General features: G+C 34.9%; 15 protein-coding genes. 9 read left to right on the top strand and 6 right to left on the bottom strand.

Going from position 1 to position 21,179, the window contains the following annotated elements; genetic code table 11:
* Positions 1–102: 102 nt before the first annotated feature.
* Complete coding sequence (dnaE, locus tag RC62_RS17265; RefSeq protein WP_055097765.1) at positions 103–4,638, bottom strand: DNA polymerase III subunit alpha; 4,536 nt, start codon at positions 4,636–4,638, stop codon at positions 103–105.
* A 327-nt stretch (positions 4,639–4,965) separates the two neighbouring features.
* Here dnaE and RC62_RS17270 point away from each other — a divergent pair, with 327 nt between their 5' ends.
* The 6 genes from RC62_RS17270 (at position 4,966) to leuB (ending at position 12,604) form a co-directional block, all read left to right on the top strand.
* The gene (locus RC62_RS17270; RefSeq protein ID WP_055097413.1) at positions 4,966–5,769 is read left to right on the top strand and encodes an SDR family oxidoreductase; all 804 of its coding nucleotides are present in this window, start codon (positions 4,966–4,968) and stop codon (positions 5,767–5,769) included.
* Positions 5,770–6,062: 293 nt separating this feature from the next.
* The gene (locus RC62_RS17275) at positions 6,063–6,983 is read left to right on the top strand and encodes a helix-turn-helix domain-containing protein (RefSeq protein ID WP_055097415.1); all 921 of its coding nucleotides are present in this window, start codon (positions 6,063–6,065) and stop codon (positions 6,981–6,983) included.
* 509 nt (positions 6,984–7,492) lie between these two features.
* On the top strand, positions 7,493–8,887 hold the full coding sequence (gene leuC / locus RC62_RS17280) for a 3-isopropylmalate dehydratase large subunit (RefSeq protein WP_055097417.1): 1,395 nt from the start codon (positions 7,493–7,495) through the stop codon (positions 8,885–8,887).
* 160 nt (positions 8,888–9,047) lie between these two features.
* Entirely contained in the window at positions 9,048–9,644 is a 597-nt protein-coding gene (gene leuD, locus RC62_RS17285) for a 3-isopropylmalate dehydratase small subunit (protein ID WP_055097418.1), read from the top strand.
* A 259-nt stretch (positions 9,645–9,903) separates the two neighbouring features.
* On the top strand, positions 9,904–11,427 hold the full coding sequence (locus tag RC62_RS17290; RefSeq protein WP_055097419.1) for an alpha-isopropylmalate synthase regulatory domain-containing protein: 1,524 nt from the start codon (positions 9,904–9,906) through the stop codon (positions 11,425–11,427).
* A gap of 115 nt (positions 11,428–11,542) precedes the next feature.
* Positions 11,543–12,604 (top strand): 3-isopropylmalate dehydrogenase, encoded by a 1,062-nt coding sequence (leuB, locus tag RC62_RS17295; RefSeq protein ID WP_055097420.1) that lies wholly within the window; start codon positions 11,543–11,545, stop codon positions 12,602–12,604.
* A 146-nt stretch (positions 12,605–12,750) separates the two neighbouring features.
* Here the strand turns inward: leuB and RC62_RS17300 are convergent, their stop codons facing one another.
* The gene (locus RC62_RS17300) at positions 12,751–13,110 is read right to left on the bottom strand and encodes an RNA recognition motif domain-containing protein (RefSeq protein ID WP_026982652.1); all 360 of its coding nucleotides are present in this window, start codon (positions 13,108–13,110) and stop codon (positions 12,751–12,753) included.
* A 132-nt stretch (positions 13,111–13,242) separates the two neighbouring features.
* A complete protein-coding gene (locus RC62_RS17305; protein WP_055097421.1) occupies positions 13,243–13,725 on the bottom strand; it encodes a DUF6252 family protein in 483 nt (160 codons plus the stop codon).
* Between the two features lie 189 nt (positions 13,726–13,914).
* Here RC62_RS17305 and RC62_RS17310 point away from each other — a divergent pair, with 189 nt between their 5' ends.
* The 3 genes from RC62_RS17310 to RC62_RS17320 all read left to right on the top strand — a co-directional run bounded on the left by RC62_RS17310 (position 13,915) and on the right by RC62_RS17320 (position 15,816).
* Positions 13,915–14,478 (top strand): 30S ribosomal protein S16, encoded by a 564-nt coding sequence (locus tag RC62_RS17310; RefSeq protein WP_055097423.1) that lies wholly within the window; start codon positions 13,915–13,917, stop codon positions 14,476–14,478.
* A 15-nt stretch (positions 14,479–14,493) separates the two neighbouring features.
* Entirely contained in the window at positions 14,494–15,018 is a 525-nt protein-coding gene (rimM, locus tag RC62_RS17315) for a ribosome maturation factor RimM (RefSeq protein WP_055097425.1), read from the top strand.
* Between the two features lie 90 nt (positions 15,019–15,108).
* Positions 15,109–15,816 (top strand): tRNA1(Val) (adenine(37)-N6)-methyltransferase, encoded by a 708-nt coding sequence (locus RC62_RS17320; RefSeq protein WP_055097426.1) that lies wholly within the window; start codon positions 15,109–15,111, stop codon positions 15,814–15,816.
* Here RC62_RS17320 and RC62_RS17325 read toward each other — a convergent pair.
* The 3 genes from RC62_RS17325 to RC62_RS17335 all read right to left on the bottom strand — a co-directional run bounded on the left by RC62_RS17325 (position 15,813) and on the right by RC62_RS17335 (position 20,596).
* Positions 15,813–17,105, bottom strand: coding sequence for an HlyD family secretion protein (locus RC62_RS17325; protein WP_055097427.1), 1,293 nt, complete (start codon positions 17,103–17,105; stop codon positions 15,813–15,815). The genes RC62_RS17320 and RC62_RS17325 overlap by 4 nt on opposite strands.
* Before the next feature lie 3 nt (positions 17,106–17,108).
* A complete protein-coding gene (locus tag RC62_RS17330) occupies positions 17,109–19,301 on the bottom strand; it encodes a peptidase domain-containing ABC transporter (RefSeq protein WP_055097429.1) in 2,193 nt (730 codons plus the stop codon).
* 206 nt (positions 19,302–19,507) lie between these two features.
* Positions 19,508–20,596 (bottom strand): acyl-CoA thioester hydrolase/BAAT C-terminal domain-containing protein, encoded by a 1,089-nt coding sequence (locus RC62_RS17335; protein WP_055097430.1) that lies wholly within the window; start codon positions 20,594–20,596, stop codon positions 19,508–19,510.
* Positions 20,597–21,179 lie beyond the last annotated feature (583 nt).

Below are 21,179 nucleotides of genomic sequence, written 5' to 3' on the forward strand. Positions count from 1 at the left end.
ACGAAATCGTTGTAATTTTAAGCAATATTACTAAAAAAGTATTATGCATGCATATTTTTAACGTAAAAAAAATGCATTCTTCTAAATTTTAACTGTTAAAATTTAGTTCAGCTTAAAATTTACCTGCATTTTTTCTAATTCTATCAATAACTCAGTTGAAATCTTAACTTTTAGCCTACGACTAGGCATTGTTAGTTTAGTAACTACTTTTATTTCTTCGACCTCATTTACTTCCTGAATTTTATTTTCTTGTGGCGTATCAGTATCTTCATTCTCGTCTACAAAAACAGCATCATCTGCTTCTTCAAAATCAGCGGGAGTTTCTACCTCAACCAAACGTTTGATTTTCTCTAGTTCCATTATTTCAAAAGTCACGGCATTATCACCTTTATTGGCATTAAACAACTGACTCAGATTATGAATAAATTCTGCTTGTAAATCTTTTATATTCAACAACAAAATCAGCTTTTTAGCAAAAGCTTCTAAAATATCCTGCAACTGCCTAATCTCAACAAATTGCATTCTTGGATCTGACTTTTTACCGGTGTCATGATTTACCCAGCCATCTTTTATTACTATTTTCAGGAAAGCAAAGTTATTCTGAATCAGGAAATGGCGGAATTTTAAATATTCTTCACCAAAAATTTTAAATTCATAACTTTCATCATATCCTTCTAAATTAAATACTGCCCAGCCTTTTCCGTTTTTAGCCACACGGTGCTGTACATTATTAATGATTCCGGCAAAATTTAGATTTTTACCCACATATTCATTCATACTTTTAAGGGCTTCTAATCTGGCATTACAAAAGTATTTCATCTCAAATCTGAAATCATCAAGAGGATGTCCGGAAATATAAATTCCAACAACTTCTTTTTCTTTCGCCAATTTTTCCATGGTACTCCAATCTTCGCAAGGAGGCACAACAGGCTCTGCAATCTGAACTTCACTTGCTTCTCCAAACAAACTTACCTGAGATGAGTTTTCATTTTCCTGAAACTTCGATCCGTAACGAATCGCTTTTTCATAAAAAGTAATTCCGTCACCATCATCATGAAAATATTGCGCTCTTGTAGTTCCCTCAAATGAATCAAAACCACCAGCCAAAGCCAGATTTTCGATTGCTTTTTTATTGGCTGCACGCAAATCGATACGTTTAGCCAAATCAAAAATCGATTTGTACTTACCATCTTTTCTGCTTTCTACAATGGTTGCTACAGCTCCGGAACCTACTCCTTTAATCGCTCCCATACCAAAACGGACAGCGTATTCATCATTTACGGTAAATTTGTAAAACGATTCGTTTACATCTGGTCCTAAAACCTGTAATCCCATTCGTTTACATTCTTCCATAAAAAATGATACTTGTTTAATATCATTCATATTATTCGAAAGTACCGCCGCCATATATTCTGCCGGATAATGTGCTTTTAAATAAGCGGTTTGATACGCAATCCAGGCATAACAAGTTGAGTGCGATTTGTTAAAGGCGTAACTCGCAAATGCTTCCCAGTCTTTCCAGATTTTCTCCAGAACTTTTGCATCGTGACCTTTTTTTGCCGCTTGTTCTACGAACTTAGGTTTCATTTTATCCAGTACATCCTTTTGTTTCTTACCCATCGCTTTACGCAAAACGTCGGCCTCACCTTTTGTAAAGTCAGCCAGCGATTGCGACAAAAGCATTACCTGCTCTTGGTAAACGGTAATCCCGTAGGTTTCTCCTAAATATTCTTCACAAGCATCTAAATCGTATTTGATTTCTTCTTCACCATTTTTTCTTCTTACGAAAGATGGGATATACTCCAAAGGTCCCGGACGATATAAGGCATTCATGGCAATTAAATCTCCAAAAACCGTTGGCTTCAGATCCTTCATGTATTTCTGCATTCCGGGTGACTCGTATTGAAAGATTCCAACCGTTTCTCCTCTCTGGAAAAGTGCATAAGTCTCAACATCATCAATTGGGAACGTATCCGGATCGAGATCAATTCCGTTTCTATATTTTACCAGTTTAACGGTGTCTTTTATTAAGGTAAGGGTCTTTAGACCCAAGAAGTCCATCTTCAGCAATCCTGCACTTTCTGCAACCGAGTTATCAAACTGTGTTACATATAAATCAGAATCTTTTGCGGTGGTAACGGGAACATAATTTGTAATATCCGATGGTGTAATAATTACTCCACAGGCATGAATTCCGGTATTTCGCATGGATCCTTCCAGGATTTTTGCCTGCTGAATGGTTTCTCCCGCCAAATCATCTTCGTTGGCAATGGCGATTAATTCTTTTACATTATCAAATTCATCAGAACGAAGGGCTTTTTTAACCTCGTCTTCGTTTTCAGAAATAAAACGCGCAAGATTCCATTTAGATGGCATCATTGCCGGAATCAGTTTTGCAATTCTATCGGCTTCAAACAAAGGTAAATCCAGTACACGAGCTGTATCACGAATTGCTGATTTGGTTGCCATTTTACCATAAGTGATAATCTGCGCAACCTGTTTTTGACCGTATTTTTTGATTACATAATCCATAACACGACCACGACCCTCATCATCAAAGTCAATATCAATATCGGGCATGGATACACGATCCGGATTCAGGAAACGCTCAAAAAGCAAATCGTACTTAATAGGGTCAATATTGGTTATCCCTAAACAATAAGCTACGGCAGAGCCCGCTGCAGATCCACGTCCCGGTCCTACCGAAACATCCATATTTCTTGCTTCGGCGATGAAATCCTGAACAATCAAAAAGTAACCCGGATATCCTGAGTTGGAAATGGTTAGTAACTCAAAATCCAAACGTTCCTGAATCGATTCTGTAATTTCTCCATATCGTTTTTTCGCTCCTACCATTGTCAGGTGTCGCAGGTATTTATTTTCACCCCGAACTCCGCCATCAGCTTCATCTTCTGGAACTACAAACTCTTCTGGAATATCAAATTTAGGAAGTAATACATCTCGATAAAGTGAATAAATCTCAACCTTATCTACAATTTCCTGAATATTGATAATGGCTTCAGGCAAATCAGCGAAGAGTTTTTTCATCTCTTCTGATGATTTATAGTAGTATTCCTGATTAGGCAATCCGTAACGATATCCGCGACCACGACCAATTGGCGTAGCTTGTTTTTCACCATCTTTTACACACAACAAAATATCGTGCGCATTGGCATCTTCTTTATTTAAATAATAGGTATTGTTTGTCGCAATTAATTTGACGTTGTGTTTTTGAGAAAACTCAATCAGGGTTTTGTTTACACGATTTTCGTCTTCCTGATTGTGGCGCATTACTTCTAAATAAAAGTCATCCCCAAATTGCTCTTTCCACCAAATCAAAGCTTCTTCGGCCTGATTTTCACCAACGTTTAGAATTTTACTCTGGATTTCTCCATATAAATTCCCGGACAAAACCATGATATCTTCTTTGTATTTTTCAACAATTGCACGATCAATTCTGGGAACGTAATAAAATCCGTCTGTAAAGGCAATCGACGACATTTTTGCCAGATTGTGATAGCCGTTTTTATTTTTGGCCAATAACACAACCTGATTACCGTTGTCTTTTTTACTTTTATCCAGGTGATTGTCACAAACATTAAATTCACATCCTACAATTGGCTTGATTTCAGTTTCTGTTGGTTCTTCACCAGCTTCAACCAAAGCTTTATTTTTTCCGGATGCTGCTTTATTATGGTTCATAACGGCGCTCACAAAATGGAAAGCCCCCATCATATTACCAGTATCAGTCATCGCAACGGCCGGCATTCCGTTTTTGGCTGTAGCAGCAACAATATTACCAATACCTATTGTTGACTGTAAAACCGAAAACTGGGTATGATTGTGTAAATGCGCATATTTTGCCGATTTAAAATCTTCTCTGTCAGAATGTGAAACCGTAGTTTCTTTACCAACCGATTCTAAAGCTTTTAGCTGCTCTCTAATTTTATCAGAAGCTGCTTTTAAATTAATATGTTTTAAACCAATTAAAGGAAATTCCTGTGGATTTCTATTCTGGAATTCCTTAAAATAATCCTTTGGAACATCCAGTTCTTCTTTGGTAAAAACTTCTCTTCTGATTAACTCTAAAAAACAACGCGTAGTTGCCTCAACGTCGGCAGTTGCGTTGTGCGCTTCTGCAAAAGGTTTATTAAAAAGATATTCGTGTAACTCTGTTAGTGTTGGTAATTTGAATCTCCCTCCACGACCACCCGGAAGTTTTAATAATGACGCCGTAACCTCAGTACAAGTATCTAAAACCGGCATTGTACTCATAGGAGAATCTACGCTCATTCTATGAAATTCAGCTCCCATAATATTAACGTCGAAACCTAAATTCTGACCTACAATAAATTTAGTTTTACTTAAAGCGATATTAAATTTCTCTAAAACTTCGGCCAAAGTGATTCCATCGGCTTCAGCCAATTCAGTAGAAATTCCGTGAATACGTTCTGCATCATACGGAATATTAAATCCGTCAGGCTTAACCAAGTAATCCTGATGTTCGATCAATTGCCCCATTTCGTCGTGAAGCTGCCAGGCGATCTGAATACAGCGAGGCCAGTTATCAGAATCAGTAATTGGAGCATCCCAACGTTTTGGTAATCCAGTTGTTTCAGTATCGAATATTAAATACATAAGCTTAAAAGACAAAATTAAAATTCCAAATTCCAATTTTTCCAAATATAAATCTCTGATTATATGGATTATAAAAATTGCTTTATGGAAAATGGAGGAAGTTCAAATTTACGCTTTTTTTTGGCTTAAGGAAATAAAGAATTGAACAAAAAGCATTAATCAAAATCATTATTAGAAACTGTTAAAAAGCAATAAAAATGATAAAATTTAGATTATTTGAGGTTAAAAACTTCGATTATTCATTTTGGATACTCATTGCACCAAAATGAACACTTTTAAACTGCACTCTATCCTGAACTTTGCCTTATCAATTTAAAACAAATTATTATGAAAACTATTTTTATCACAGGCGCATCATCAGGATTAGGAAAAGCTACAGCAAAATTATTTCAACAAAAAGGATGGAATGTTATCGCAACAATGAGAAATCCTGAAAAAGAAACTGAACTTTCTAACTTAAACAATGTAACGCTTTTACCATTAGACGTTACGAATTACGACCAAATACAAAGCACCGTTAAAAAAGCATTGGAATTAAGCGATATTGATATCGTTTTTAACAATGCAGGTTATGGTTTAATTGGTCCTTTGGAAAGCTTTAATGACGATCAAATCACAAAACAATTAAACACAAATTTATTAGGCGTAATTCGTGTTACCAATGCTTTTATTCCGTATTTCAGAGAAAGAAAAAGTGGATTATTTATCTCCACAACTTCTATTGGCGGATTGATTTCTTTTCCTTTAGGATCTGTATATCATGCAACAAAATGGGGACTGGAAGGCTGGAGCGAAAGTATGGCTTATGAATTAAATCCATTTGGAATCAATATTAAAACGGTTTCTCCGGGCGGTATTAAAACAGAATTCCTTCACGGTTCGCTTGACACCGGCGTTAAACCTGAATATCAGGCAATGGCAAACAAAATGTTTGAAAATGTAGATGTAATGTTTGAAATGGCATCAACACCGGAACAAATTGCTGATGTTGTTTACGAAGCTGCTACTGACGGAAAAACCCAACTGAGATATGTAGCCGGAGAAGATGCAAAAGCACTTTACAAACAAAGACAGGAACAAGGTGACGAAGTTTTTCGCGCTGCATTTGGCAAACAATTTTTGGGAGCATAATAATTCCCGTTAGGGCTTCCCAAAAAACATTCAACATTCTTTTTAATTTTATTAAGCCCCAGCGGGGCAGAATATGTATAGAAATTCAATCATGCGGATGTAAAAGAACTCCAGCGGAGCGAAATAAAGCAGTATTAAAAATATTTCGATCCGCTGGAGCTTTGCTATCAATAATTAATATGATTTCTATCAATATTTCGCTTCTCCGAAGCTATTCTTTCAAAATTAAAAAGAGACTGTTCAATACTTTTCGGAAAGCCTGATTAATTTTCAAATTTTTATAACTTTATGTCATGGAAAAGAAAAACAACAATCCGTCAAAAATTTCCTCAATATCACAATTTCATAGTTTGTTTCAGCTACCAAAGCCGCTTCATCCTATGATTACCTTGGTTGATAATACCAAACTCATTATAAATGCTGATTTAACTAATAACCATTTTCTGCTCGATTTTTATAAAATATCCTATAAATATTCTACTAACGGAAAAATGGGTTACGGTCAGGGTTATTATGATTTTAATGAAGGCGGATTAATGTTTACATCTCCCAATCAATTGATTTTTACCGATAATCAGGAAGGAGTTGAATATTTTGGCTATACGCTGCTTTTTCACCCAGACTTTATTAGAAATTATCCTTTAGGAAAAACGATCAAAAAATATGGCTTTTTCTCTTATGATACCAATGAAGCGCTTCATCTTTCTGATAGCGAAAAAACAACTATCATAGGATTATTAACCAGCATTGACAATGAACTTCATACGGCTATTGACGAAATGAGTCAGGATGTAATCGTTTCTTATATTGATGTTTTGCTTAATTACAGTAATCGTTTTTACAAACGTCAATTCATTACCCGAAAAACAATCAACCACGATTTATTACTGAAAGTCGAAGAAACGCTGGACAATTATCTTAATAATGCCGAAACCTTAAAAAAAGGATTACCTACAGTAGATTTTCTTGCTTCGCAAATCAACGTTTCTACGCATTACCTTAGCGATATGCTCCGCAATCTGACCGGACAAAATGCACAACAACACATTCATTCGAAACTCATCGAAAAATCAAAAGATTTCCTAATTTCAACCAATCTTTCGGTAGCAGAAATAGCCTATCAATTGGGTTTTGAATATCCTCAGTCGTTTAGCAAACTCTTCAAAAAGAAAACCAATCTAACGCCATTGGAATTCAAAAACTCATTGAATTAATCTTTAAAACTATCTTCTTCAACAAATTCATTTTTACATTAAAAATCATAAAATTTCATAAAAATACACTTCTTGGATGTCGTAGTATTTTAATGAATTTCAGAATATTTAAAAACTTCAAAAATTAGCTTTTAAAGCCATTAAAATCCATAAAAACAAAAACTTCAAAACAAATCAAACCTAATAATTATTACTATTTTAACTCATTTTGTTACATTTTTTTGAATAAAAACCTATATTTTATATTGATTTTGAGATAAATTTGCCAACTATTAAAATTAAAGCAATCAAATCAAAATTAACCTGAAAAGGAAAAGGAAAACCAATTTATATTCATTCTACAATCAAATCTAAGGAAAAAAAGCCAATCACAATTTGTATTTAAGTTTGGGTATCGTATATAATGAAATATTGAAATTGACGCCCTTATATCTTTTTCTAATTTTGTTTTCCTATTATAATGAGCAGGAAATTGCTGTGGTTAGAAATTACAATTAAAAAAAATAAAAATGAGTAAGACATTATTTGACAAAGTATGGGATTCACATGTAGTGCGTAAAATTGAAGATGGACCAGATGTGTTTTTTATTGACCGTCATTTCATTCATGAGGTTACGAGTCCTGTTGCTTTTTTAGGATTAAAAGCCAGAGGCGTTAAGGTTTTATACCCTGAGCGTACTTTTGCAACTGCAGATCACAATACACCAACCATAAACCAACATTTACCAGTTGAAGATGCACTATCTGCAAATCAGCTTAAAGCTCTTGAAGATAATGCTGCCGAATACGGAATTTCGCACTGGGGGTTAGGTCACATTAAAAATGGAATTGTACACGTAGTTGGTCCTGAAAACGGAATTACTTTGCCAGGTGCTACTATTGTTTGTGGAGATTCTCACACGTCTACTCACGGTGCTTTTGGAGCGATTGCTTTCGGTATCGGAACTTCTGAGGTTGAAATGGTGCTTTCTACTCAATGTATTATGCAGCCAAAACCAAAGAAAATGCGTATCAACGTAAACGGTCAATTAAGTAAAGGTGTTGGCCCTAAAGACGTTGCACTTTATATTATTGCTCAATTGACTACTTCCGGAGGAACAGGTTATTTTGTTGAATACGCCGGAGATGTTTTCGAAAACATGACTATGGAAGGTCGTATGACGGTTTGTAACCTAAGTATCGAAATGGGTGCTCGTGGTGGTATGATTGCTCCTGACCAAACTACTTTTGATTTCCTTGAAGGAAGATTGTTTGCTCCTAAAGGTGAAGCATGGACAAAAGCAGTTGAATACTGGAAGACTCTTAAAACGGATGATGATGCTGTTTTTGATGCTGAATTAAACATCAAAGCTTCAGATATCGAACCAATGATTACTTATGGTACTAACCCAGGAATGGGAATTGGTATCTCTAAACATATTCCGAACGCTAATCAAGTTGAAGGCGGTGAGGAAACTTACAAAAAATCGTTAGCTTATATGGGCTTCCAGGAAGATGATGTGATGATTGGAAAACCAATTGATTATGTTTTCTTAGGAAGTTGTACAAACGGACGTATTGAAGATTTTAGGGCTTTCGCCGAAATTGTAAAAGGAAGAAAAAAAGCAGATAATGTTACCGCTTGGTTAGTTCCGGGTTCTCACGTTGTTGAAGCTCAGATTAAAGAAGAAGGTATTTTAGATATTCTTACAGAAGCTGGTTTTGTATTACGTCAGCCGGGTTGTTCAGCGTGTTTAGCAATGAACGATGATAAAGTTCCTGCTGGCAAATATGCAGTAAGTACTTCAAACAGAAACTTTGAAGGTCGTCAGGGTCCTGGTTCAAGAACATTATTAGCGAGTCCAATTATGGCTGCCGCTGCTGCTGTTACCGGAAAACTAACAGACCCGCGCGAGTTATTTTAGATTGGAGATTTTAGATTTTTCAACCATGAGCAATCTTTATCTAAACTTCTTCAAATAAAATTGATTTACATTATTTAATACAAAACATTTTTAGGTTCTAAGTTTTAAGTTTTCAAAAGAAAATCTAAAATCTAAAATCTAAAATCTAAAATTCCAAAAAATGGCATACGATAAATTTAATATACTTACCAGCAGTGCAGTGCCGCTGCCAATTGAGAACGTAGATACAGATCAAATCATCCCGGCTCGTTTCCTGAAAGCTACAAAACGTGAAGGTTTTGGAGACAATCTTTTCAGAGACTGGAGATACAACGGAGATGATACTCCAAAAGCTGATTTCGTTTTAAACGATTCAACTTACAGCGGAAAAATTCTTGTTGGAGGAAAAAACTTCGGTTCAGGATCTTCTAGAGAACATGCTGCCTGGGCAGTTTACGATTACGGTTTTAGAGCTGTAGTTTCTAGTTTCTTTGCTGATATCTTTAAAGGAAACTGTTTAAATATCGGGGTTTTACCAGTTCAGGTTAGTCCGGAATTTGCTGACACGATTTTTAAAGCAATAGAAGCTGATCCTAATACGCAACTAGAAATCAACTTGCCAAATCAAACAATTACTTTATTAGCAACTGGTCAGCAAGAATCTTTTGCAATTAACGGATACAAAAAGAACAACATGATTAATGGCTTTGATGACATTGATTATTTACAAAATATTAAAGAAGATATTGTGACTTTCGCCGATAAACTTCCTTACTAAAAAAATCTTGTTCAATCTATTAGACCCGACAGGTTTTTGAAACTTGTCGGGTTTTTCTAAATTAAATTAGAAAACATAGAACGCAGATAAAACAGATTTGCTATCGCAAAAGCACGGATCGACACGGATTTTCATTTTATTGAATACTAAAAATCCGTTTTTATCAGCGAATCCGTTATAGCGAATCCGTAAAATCAGCGTCAAAAATTAAAATGCGGATATCAATTATATCCAACCCATTAGAAATTAGAATATCAATATGGAAAAAAGAAAAATTGAAATAATGGATACGACACTTCGTGATGGTGAACAAACCTCAGGAGTATCATTTTCTGCTGCAGAAAAATTAACCATTGCGCAATTATTGTTGGAGGAATTAAATATTGATAGAATCGAAATCGCTTCTGCTCGTGTAAGCGAAGGAGAATTTCAAGCCGTAAAAGGCATTACATCCTGGGCAGAAGAACGAGGATATATTAACAGGATCGAAGTGCTTTCGTTTGTAGACGGTGGCGTTTCGATCGAATGGATGAAAAAAGCAGGTGCTAAAGTGCAGAATTTATTGACCAAAGGTTCAATGAATCACTTGACGCATCAATTAAAAAAAACTCCGGAACAGCACTTTTCTGAAATTGCACAAATTATCGCTTTAGCAAAAGAAAACAATATAGAAACCAACGTTTATCTGGAAGACTGGAGCAACGGAATGAGAAATTCTCCGGAATATGTTTTTCAATTTCTGGATTTTTTATCGACTCAGCCAGTCAAAAGAATTTTATTACCTGATACTTTAGGCGTTTTGATTCCTTCATTGACTTTCGAATTCCTTTCAAAAATCAGAGCAAAATATCCACAAATACATTTTGATTTTCATGCACATAACGATTACGACTTAAGTGTTGCCAATGTTATGGAAGCTATAAAAGCAGGCATAAACGGACTTCACGTTACGGTAAATGGAATGGGAGAACGAGCAGGAAATGCACCTCTCGAAAGTACTGTTGCTGTTATAAATGACTACCTGCCAGAGGTAAGTATCAACATCAAGGAAACTTCTTTATATACAGTAAGTAAACTAGTCGAGACTTTTACCGGTTATAGAATTCCTGCCAATAAACCTATTGTTGGTGATAATGTTTTTACGCAAACTGCCGGAATTCATGCCGATGGTGACAATAAAAACAATTTATATTTTAATGATCTGCTTCCGGAACGCTTCGGGAGAAAACGAAAATATGCTTTAGGAAAAACTTCTGGAAAAGCCAATATCGAAAAAAATCTTCAGGAATTAGGTTTAAAATTAAATCCGGAAGATTTGAAATTGGTCACACAAAGAATCATCGAATTAGGCGACAAAAAAGAAACTGTTACCAAAGAAGATCTTCCGTATATCATTTCAGATGTTTTGGACAGTCATACTTATCAGGACAAAATTACCATCGAATCTTATATATTAATACATTCTAAAGGAACACGCCCATCGACAACATTAAGTTTAAATCTTGATGGAGAAATCATAGAAGAACATGCGCAAGGTGACGGTCAGTTTGATGCTTTTATGAATGCTTTATCTAAAATTTACAAAAGTAAAAAACTAACGCTTCCTAAATTGATTGATTATGCTGTCAGAATTCCTCCTGGAAGCAGCTCTGACGCTTTATGTGAAACAATCATAACCTGGGTAAATAATGGAAAAGAATTTAAAACACGCGGATTAGATTCAGATCAAACTGTTGCCGCAATTATTGCAACTCAAAAAATGCTTAATGTAATTACGCAATAAAAGGCACAAAGGTTCAAAGTTACAGAGGGAAAAAGGTTTTCTCTTTGTTGTTTTTAAACTTTGAGCCTTTGAACCTTTGCCACTTTGAACCTTAATAACAAACAAATATCAAAAAATGAAATTTAACATAGCCCTTTTAGCAGGAGACGGAATTGGTCCTGAGGTAATTAATGAAGCCGTAAAAGTATCTGATGCTATTGCAAAAAAATTCAATCACGAAATAACATGGACACCGGCATTAACAGGCGCTGCTGCAATTGATGCAGTTGGAGTTCCTTATCCGGATGAAACGCACGAAGTTTGCATGAAAGCCGATGCTGTTTTATTTGGAGCAATTGGTCATCCAAAATACGATAACGATCCTAGTGCACCAGTTCGTCCGGAGCAAGGATTATTATTGATGCGTAAAAAATTAGGATTGTTTGCAAACGTACGTCCTACTTTTACTTTCCCTTCTTTAATTGACAACTCTCCATTAAAAAGAGAAAGAATTGAAGGAACAGATTTAGTATTCTTAAGAGAATTAACTGGAGGAATCTACTTTGGAGAAAAAGGAAGAAGAGACGACGGAGAAACTGCTTTCGACAATTGTGTCTATACAAGAGCCGAAGTACAGCGTTTAGCTAAAAAAGGTTTTGAACTTGCAATGACACGTAGCAAAAAATTATGTTGCGTTGATAAAGCGAATGTTCTTGAAACTTCTCGTTTATGGAGAGAAACAGTTCAGGCAATGGAAAAAGACTATCCTGAAGTTACCGTTTCTTACGAATTTGTAGATGCAGTTGCAATGCGTTTGGTTCAATGGCCAAACTCCTATGATGTTTTGATTACTGAAAATTTATTTGGAGATATTTTAACGGATGAAGCTTCTGTAATTTCAGGTTCAATGGGATTAATGCCATCTGCTTCTGTAGGAGAGCACACTTCTTTATATGAACCAATTCACGGATCTTATCCACAGGCAACAGGATTAAATATTGCTAACCCATTAGCGACTATTTTATCTGCAGCAATGATGTTCGAAGATGCTTTTGGACTAAAAGATGAAGCCGAAGCCATCAGAGCAGTTGTAAACAAATCATTAGAACAAGGAGTTGTCACAGAAGATTTAGCCGTAAAAGGATCTAAAGCATACAAAACCAGCGAAGTTGGAGACTGGCTTGTAGCGAACTTATAATTTATTTTGTTTCAAGTTTTATTTTGTTTCAGGTTTCAGGTTGTTGGAACGTGAAACAAATTAAAACTGAAACCTGAAACAAATTTTACTGCATAAAAAAAGGGATCAACTTACGTTGATCCCTTTTATATATTTAGAAAAAAATATTAATATCCTCCTCTGTTACCACCACGGTCATTTCCACCACGGCTGTTTCCTCCACCATAACCACCGCGTGAATCTCCACCACGACTGTTATTGTTGAAGCTTCTTCTTTCGCCTTCTGGTTTCGGTTCAGATTTATTAACCACAATTGCACGACCTTGAACAGTAGCTCCGTTCAATTCATCAATTGCTTTTTGAGCTTCAGCATCGTTTGGCATCTCAACAAAACCAAAACCTTTGCTTCTTCCTGTAAATTTATCAGTAATGATCTTAACTGAATCTACTGCTCCGTAAGCCTCGAAAGACTCTCTTAAATCTGCTTCCTCAATACTGAATGGAAGGCTTCCAACAAAAATGTTCATATGTACTTATTTATAATAATATAGCAAATGTAGTCTTATTTTTCTGTAATCTACTATATATTAGTTTATTTATGTTTTTATTTAGATTTAAAAAAATAAAAACCAAACAATTGTAAATGAAAAACTTAATTCTTAGTAGTTGGAAGTAATATTAACCGGAATTTTATAAAAAACTCCTTCTGTAAAATTAATCTCAGGCTTTGCGACATTTCCTTTGTCAACATTTATTGCTTTAAATTTAAATGTTCCCGAGATAGTTTTCGTTTCAGTATTAAATTCTGTTACTGTAATTTGCCCGCTGCCTGTATTTTCTCCTGTTGTAAATTCTTCTGATTGTGCAGGAAGAGTATTGGAATACGCCGCTGTTGTTATATTGTCAATACCTAATATATATGTCTTTTGAGTAGGATATGGCATCTTAAAAGTTACTTTTTCGAAACCTAAAGCACTTTCGATAATAAATTCTCCATTTGTAGTTGTATAAGCATTGTAACTCTGAGCCCTCCAAAAATTATTATCTTTTAAACCCTGAAATGCCGGATTATTGAATTTTATATCTTCAGTACAAGATATAAATAAAACGATAGTCATTAACAGACAGAAATATTTCTTCATAAAGTATTGAATTTGAGGTAAAAAAACCGCATTTAATCTAAATATGTAAAACCGAAAAGCCTTAAAAAACTGCAAAAAATCATCTCAAACATATTTAATAAAGTTTGGAACGGATAATTCATAAAAAAATTATATCTTTGCGCCCTTAATTAACAGAGGTCGAGTACCTCAAAATTTAATCATAAGATTATGTCAGTAAAAATTAGATTACAAAGACACGGTAAAAAAGGAAAACCTTTTTACTGGGTTGTAGCTGCAGATGCACGCTCAAAAAGAGATGGTAAATACTTAGAGAAAATCGGTACTTACAATCCAAACACTAACCCGGCAACTATCGATTTAAACCTTGATAGTGCAGTTAAATGGTTACACAATGGTGCACAACCAACTGATACTGCAAGAGCAATTCTTTCTTACAAAGGAGCTTTATTGAAACACCACCTTGATGGAGGTATTCGTAAAGGTGCTTTAACTCAAGAGCAAGCTGATGCTAAATTATCTGCTTGGTTAGATGCTAAAGCTGGAAAAGTTGATGCTAAAAAAGACGGTTTAACAAAAGCGCAAGCTGATGCTAAAGCTAAAGCTTTTAAAGCAGAACAAGAAGTTAACGCTAAACGTTTAGCTGCTGCAGCTCAGGCTGAAGCTGATGCTATCGCTGCTGCGACTCCTGCAGCTGAAGAAGTTGCTGAAGTTGAAGAATCAACTGAAGAAGCTCCTGCTGCTGAAGAAAATAACGAAACAACTGAAGCATAATTATATTTAGCGAGAATGCGTAAAGAAGAATGTTTTTATTTAGGTAAAATCGCTAAAAAATTTAGTTTCAAAGGTGAAGTTCTGGCTTATTTAGACACGGACGAACCTGAGTTATACGAAAATCTGGAATCAGTGTTTATTGAATGCAATAAACACTTGGTTCCTTTTTTTATTGAAAAAAGCTCATTGCACAAAAACGATTTTCTTAGAATTCGTTTTGAAGACATGAATACCGAAGAAGATGCAGATGCTATTATGGGTAATTCCATTTATCTCCCTCTAAATATGTTACCAAAACTTAGTGGTAACAAATTTTATTTCCACGAAGTTATCGGTTTTGAAATCGAAGATCAACGCGTGGGTGTTTTTGGCAAAATCGTTGCCGTGAATGATACTACCGCACAACCTTTATTTGAAGTTTTAAATGGTGAAGTAGAAATGTTGATTCCGATGATCGATCATTTCCTTGTAAAAATTGACCGCGAAAATAAAAAAGTGATCATGAATTTACCTGAAGGATTGATAGAGATGTATCTTTAATTAAATCTTAGACTTCTTAGATTATTGGATTTTTAGATTATATTTAATTTGTAAAAAATTCAATTGTTAACCTATTAATCATAAATCAAAATGTTTCAGTTTAAGCAATTTTTAGTTGCACAAGATCGCTGCGCCATGAAAGTAGGAACAGATGGTGTTTTATTAGGCGCATGGGCTCCAGTAAATCACAATCCGTTTAGTATTTTAGACATTGGTGCAGGAACGGGAATCATCGCTTTGATGCTTGCCCAGCGAACTCATGCTGAACAGATTGATGCTCTTGAGATTGACGAAGAAGCTTATGAACAAGCAGTTGATAATTTCGAGAACTCTCCATGGGGCGACCGCTTATTTTGTTTTCATGCTGGTTTAGATGAGTTTATCGAAGAACCGGAAGACGAATATGACTTGATTGTTTCAAACCCTCCTTTTTACGCTGAAGATTATAAAACTGAAAACGAACAGCGTGATTTAGCACGTTTTCAAGATGCAATGCCTTTTGAGGAACTAATCGAAGCTGCTGATTTATTACTTTCTGAAAATGGAATATTTGCCGTGATTCTTCCATTTAAAGAAGAAAAAAACTTTATTGCTTTAGCAAAAGAATCCGAATTATATCCAATAAAAATCACTCGTGTAAAAGGAAATTCAACATCTGCAATAAAACGCACTTTATTGGCTTTTAGCCGAAATGAAAATCCAGAACCTGAAATCGATGAATTGATTATCGAAATCGACAGGCATGTTTACACTCCGGAATATATAGAATTGACCAGGGAATTTTATCTAAAATTTTAAACCTGTTCAAAGATACTTTTGAACTGATATAGGATTCTTTCGATTAATCTCAGGTCTTCGGTTACGATTTCTGCACTTCCTTTCATTTCCTGCTGGAATACGATTTGTTTTTTATAGGAGGTCTGCAGTCCGTTTGGCAGGGCCACATCCAGTAATAAATTCCCATCTTTATCCGGAATCAACGAAATGTTTCTGATTCTGCCTTTTAATACCCCAAATTCTCGATCCGGAAAATTGGCCAGCCTGATGTTGACTACCTGACCTACTTTTATTTTACCTGAATTCAGAGCCGGGGCTTTTACTTTGCCCACAAACCCATTTTTGGTGTCGGGAATAATCGAGAAAACATTATCACCAATATTTATGGTTTGGTTTTCTGTCCAAACCTGCAAGAAAGTAACCACTCCGCTAACAGATGATTTTAAGGCATAAGCCAATTCCCAATCTTTTATTACTTTTTTTAACTGATAGAAAGATTGCGCCATATTTCTTCCCAGCGTAACTTCTTCTTTAGTGCCACTTATTTGCGTATTCTGACTTAATTTTGAATTATCAATCAAAGAAGACCTTAACTGAGAAATAGACGTCAGGAGGCTTTTATAATTCTTTTGCGCCTGAAGATATCCAAGCTTTTTAGCTTCCATTTCCTGTGCCGAAATAATCCCTTTATTGAAAAGGGTTTCAAAACGGGCAATTTCATTTTTCTGAAGCTGCAGTTCGCTTTCGTTGATTACTTTTTGCTGCTGCAGGATTTCGAGTCTTTCCTTAATCTGGATTTTTTCAGAAACCTGTGCCCTGTTCTCAACTTCAAAAGGCTGCAGATTCTTGTTTAGCTGTTCTGCCTGATAATCTTTCTGGAAAACAGCAAAAGCGCTTTCAATTTCTCCTAATTGTGCATTCTTTAGCAAACCAAAAGGAAAATCAGTCTTCGGATTGTTGATATTATAAGCATCAACGATTTTCTTTAATAGAAAAACATCTTTATAATTGGCTGTATTTTCGATAATGGCCAGTGTACTGTTTTTTGAAACTACCGATTTGTCCTTTACCAAAATTGCCTCTATGCGACCAGATGATTTTGAAACAATTTTCTCCGGAGGAATATTGGTGGTAATGACAATCTGGGTATTTACAACATCGGGATATTTGATGAACCAGGATACAAAAAACAGCATGAAGATAATTACGAAGATCAAAACCGTTCCCCAACGTATCATCCAGTGTGGTACTTTGGTGAGAATGTCCTGAACTTCTTCACTTCTTAATTCAAATGCGGTATCTTCAGCCATGATTTAATTTCCTAATTGTAATTGATTTTTTACCAGTTCAAAATAATTCCCTTTTTGCTCTACCAATGCCGAATGGTTTCCTATTTCTATAATTTTCCCCTTGTCCAGAACCACAATCTGATCTGCATTCATAACGGTGCTTAATCGGTGTGCAATCACCACAACCGTTTTCTCCTTAAAGAAAATATCGAGTTTTTGCATAATCTCTTTTTCATTATTGGCATCTAAGGCTGAGGTAGCTTCATCAAAAAATAATATTTCAGGGTTTTTATAAACAGCCCTTGCAATAAGGAGCCGTTGTTTCTGTCCGGTACTCATTCCTACTCCCTCAGCGCCAATTTTGGTATTATAACCAAGAGGCAAACCACTGATATATTCTTTTATATTGGCCACATCCGATGCATAAACCAATCGTTCCTTATCAACTTTATCCACCCCAATGGCAATATTATTTGCAATGGTATCACTAAAGATAAAACCTTCCTGCATCACAGCCCCAATATTGGAGCGCCAGGCTTTTTGTGAAATGTTTTTCAACTGTGTATTGCCTATGGTTACTTCTCCCTTTTCAGGCTCATAAAACTTAAGGAGAAGTTTCATAAGCGTTGTTTTTCCGCTTCCGCTAACCCCTACAATTGCGGTTACTTTATTGGCCGGAATCTTTAAGGTTAAATTATCCAGAACAGGAACATCAGAACCCAGATATCGATACGAAAGCTCCTTTATATCAATATCTGAATCATAGGGTACATCACTGGTTTGATGAATTTCCTGCTGGGTTTCATCTTCTTTCTCATGAATTTCAGACAATCTGGCCAATGAGATTTTAGCATCCTGAAGGTCTCTCACAAAGGTAATAAGCTGAATAATGGGTCCGTTTAAACTCCCGGCAATCGAATTTATCGCCAGCATCATTCCAAGAGTGATAGAACCATCGATTACCAGTTTAGCAGAGAGAAAGGTGATGAAAATATTTTTTAACTCATTGATTACAGAAGAACCAATGGTTTGTGTCTGTTCTAAAACAAGTCCTTTTATCGAAACCCTGAAAAGTCTTGCCTGAACATATTCCCAACCCCAGCGTTTTTGTTTCTCGGCATTGTGAAGCTTAATTTCCTGCATTCCGTTAATAAGTTCCATTACTTTGTTCTGCTCCTGAGAAACCTCTGCAAAGCGCTTGTAATCTAAAACTTCCCTACGTTTTAAAAACAAGGTTATCCATACAAAATAGAGTATGCTGCCGGCAAAAAAAACAAAAAAGATCTGCAAATTAAAATAAGCCAGAACACCTCCCAAAACAAACATATTGATGACAGAGAACAAAACACTTAATGAGGATGTGGTTAAAATGCGTTCAATCCTGCGGTGATCATTGATACGCTGCATAATATCTCCGGTCATTCGCACATCAAAAAAGGAAATGGGCAGGTTCATTAATTTGATGAAGAAATCTGAAATAAGCGAAATATTAATCCGGGTAGAAAGATGCAGCAATATCCAGCTCCTGATGAGTTCGAGTCCTGTTCTTCCGGCAAAAAGAAATAATTGTGCAAAAAGAATCAGGTAAATAAATTGCAGGTTCTGGTTTTGAATACCAACATCGACAATACTTTGGGTTAGGAAAGGGGCAATCAATTGCAATAAACTACCGGCCAGCAAACCAATGCTAAGCTGTATTAGAAATGATTTGTATCGCAATACGTATTGCGACAATAATTTAAAGCCCAGGCCGCTATTTTCTTCCTTGTCAAATTCAGACTGAAAAAACTTTGGTGAGGCTTCCATCAATAAAGCAACCCCTTCCTGAGTAGAATCATCTGCATTGTTTCCAATCCAAAATTTAAGAAAATCCTCTTTGTTATATTCAATTAAACCAAAGGCGGGATCCGAGATATAATAGGTGTCTTTTTTAATTTTATAAAGAACAACATAATGATTTTTATTCCAATGCAGAATACAAGGCAATGGCGCTTCTTTTAAGCGCTCCAGATTTAATTTTACCCCTAAGGTCCTAAAACCAATTTTCTCTGCTGCATCACTCAAAAAAAGCAAGTTACTTCCTTCACGAGTTGTTTCGCTAATGTCCCTCAACTCCTGAATCTGGATTGTTTTGCCGTAATGTTTAGCTATAATCTTTAAACATGTAGGACCGCAATCCTTATAATCTGCTTGCTTATAATTGGTAAATTTTTTCAATTCAATTTAAAGTTAAATCATTATGCAATAGTATTAATATCTTATGTCTTACAAAAATATACTATTTACCAACTAGAAGTTCGAAATTAATCGTTTTCCTTTTCATTTCAATTAAAAAAAAATATCATTCTATTAATTAATAAAAAACGTCTCAATTTTTACTAAATAATACATTATAAACAGTGGTGAATTAAAAGTTTATCCTTTTATACTTTTTTTAAAAGCCAATTTTGTACATCTTTAAAAACACTATCCCAATGATAACTACTCTCGAGTTCTTTACCATTTTTATCAATTTCTTTTTTGTTGTAATTATGATCTAAATCCGGATAAACAAACATTGTCAATTTTTTTTCCCTTAACAAAAAAGGGAGCAAATCATTATTTAACGATCCAATATCCTCAGTTCCATAAGTAATAAGAATAGGGTTTTTAAATTTCAACATACTTTCAAAAGACAACACATTATTATAACTCATTCTATTATATGTTTCGAAATCATTTTTATACAGTTCAATATTTTTTGGAATATTTTTAAAGCTCTCAATATCTTGCTCAATTTCTTTTTGAAGCAAACTATCTGATGGTGTAGATAATGATTCTATTCTGGATTTTAGTACATATTCTGCTATTCTGTTAAATGGATTAGCCGACATACAAACCAACTTAGCTATTTTTCTATTATTTTCTGAAAGCTTAGCTGCCACTCTGTATCCTTCTGAATGACCTATCACAAATATAGAATCTTTTTGTACCCATTTTTGCTTATATAGGTAGTTAAGAACAGCTTTAGCCTGAGCTGTTCTATATTTTAAATTATCATTTTTGACAAATTCAATTGGAACTTTACCATTTATATCTAAATAGCCTTCAGTATCAGTTTCATAAGATCCAACTATCGGAATCCCATGTCTGGCAATGATAATAAAATTAAACTTCTTTAAATATTCGTCAATTTCAAAAGGAAATGCTGTAACACTTGCACCTGTTGAATCATGAAAAATTAATGGCTTTGCTAATGATCCTTGTAGAAATAGAATTGTAGGCTTTATTATTTTTTTATCTGCATTTGTTGTCAAAAAAGAAATAGTATCTTTTTTTGATACTATATTAATCTTACGAAAGCCGTTTTGATCAATATATTTATCCTCTTTGTTTTGCGAGAACAAATTTAAATTGATAAATAAGAAGATTAAAAGAAATAATTTTGTTTTAAAAAGCATATCTATTTTACTTATAATTTTATTATAATCCAAAGCCTCAACGTTTAATTTTTTTATTGTCTCAATTGGCAATTCTTTTAATAATTGATTTTGGATATGACAAATTATGTCTTTACATGAGGAAATCAAAGTAAAAAACAATTAGAGAAGTGATTCATAATTACTTATCTTATAAAGTAATACCGTAAAATATTTTATTTATTGCAAACAAGACATAAAAAAACAGAGAAGATTAATATCTTCTCTGTCAGGTATTTAAAAGCATATTTATTAGAAATACAATTTCTGTAGGATATGGCACTGGTTAACCCTAACCAAATAAAATCAACTCAGTGACCAATTTTCCTAAGAATCCCTACACCAATCATCAATGTGGGGAAATTGCTCAATGTTCCACGATCGAGCGCCTACAAATTAAAAAAAACATGACTAAATTCTAAAAAAGGCTGTACTGTACTTCTATTAAAACGCTAAAAATTAACAACAAAGGCGACTTGTTTCACAAATTCCTGCTAATGTATTCACAGGACAAATTCCGCCTACGGGTATTAAAACACAACCAGCTTCTATCGCATAAACCCAACATTCAGGTATTCCTCCCTTTATGGTTTTTTGCTCATTTTTGCTTATGTGCTGAGCACTCTCTAAATTCAAA

This window comes from Flavobacterium aquidurense (assembly GCF_001404985.1).
In the GTDB taxonomy this organism is placed as follows: Bacteria; Bacteroidota; Bacteroidia; order Flavobacteriales; family Flavobacteriaceae; genus Flavobacterium; species Flavobacterium aquidurense_B.

Bases quoted from the DNA above. Each gene is read 5' to 3' on its own strand.
- dnaE (WP_055097765.1), bottom strand. From the start codon at position 4,638: ATGTATTTAATATTCGATACTGAAACAACTGGATTACCAAAACGTTGG.
- RC62_RS17270 (WP_055097413.1), top strand. From the start codon at position 4,966: ATGAAAACTATTTTTATCACAGGCGCATCATCAGGATTAGGAAAAGCT.
- RC62_RS17275 (WP_055097415.1), top strand. From the start codon at position 6,063: ATGGAAAAGAAAAACAACAATCCGTCAAAAATTTCCTCAATATCACAA.
- leuC (WP_055097417.1), top strand. From the start codon at position 7,493: ATGAGTAAGACATTATTTGACAAAGTATGGGATTCACATGTAGTGCGT.
- leuD (WP_055097418.1), top strand. From the start codon at position 9,048: ATGGCATACGATAAATTTAATATACTTACCAGCAGTGCAGTGCCGCTG.
- RC62_RS17290 (WP_055097419.1), top strand. From the start codon at position 9,904: ATGGAAAAAAGAAAAATTGAAATAATGGATACGACACTTCGTGATGGT.
- leuB (WP_055097420.1), top strand. From the start codon at position 11,543: ATGAAATTTAACATAGCCCTTTTAGCAGGAGACGGAATTGGTCCTGAG.
- RC62_RS17300 (WP_026982652.1), bottom strand. From the start codon at position 13,110: ATGAACATTTTTGTTGGAAGCCTTCCATTCAGTATTGAGGAAGCAGAT.
- RC62_RS17305 (WP_055097421.1), bottom strand. From the start codon at position 13,725: ATGAAGAAATATTTCTGTCTGTTAATGACTATCGTTTTATTTATATCT.
- RC62_RS17310 (WP_055097423.1), top strand. From the start codon at position 13,915: ATGTCAGTAAAAATTAGATTACAAAGACACGGTAAAAAAGGAAAACCT.
- rimM (WP_055097425.1), top strand. From the start codon at position 14,494: ATGCGTAAAGAAGAATGTTTTTATTTAGGTAAAATCGCTAAAAAATTT.
- RC62_RS17320 (WP_055097426.1), top strand. From the start codon at position 15,109: ATGTTTCAGTTTAAGCAATTTTTAGTTGCACAAGATCGCTGCGCCATG.
- RC62_RS17325 (WP_055097427.1), bottom strand. From the start codon at position 17,105: ATGGCTGAAGATACCGCATTTGAATTAAGAAGTGAAGAAGTTCAGGAC.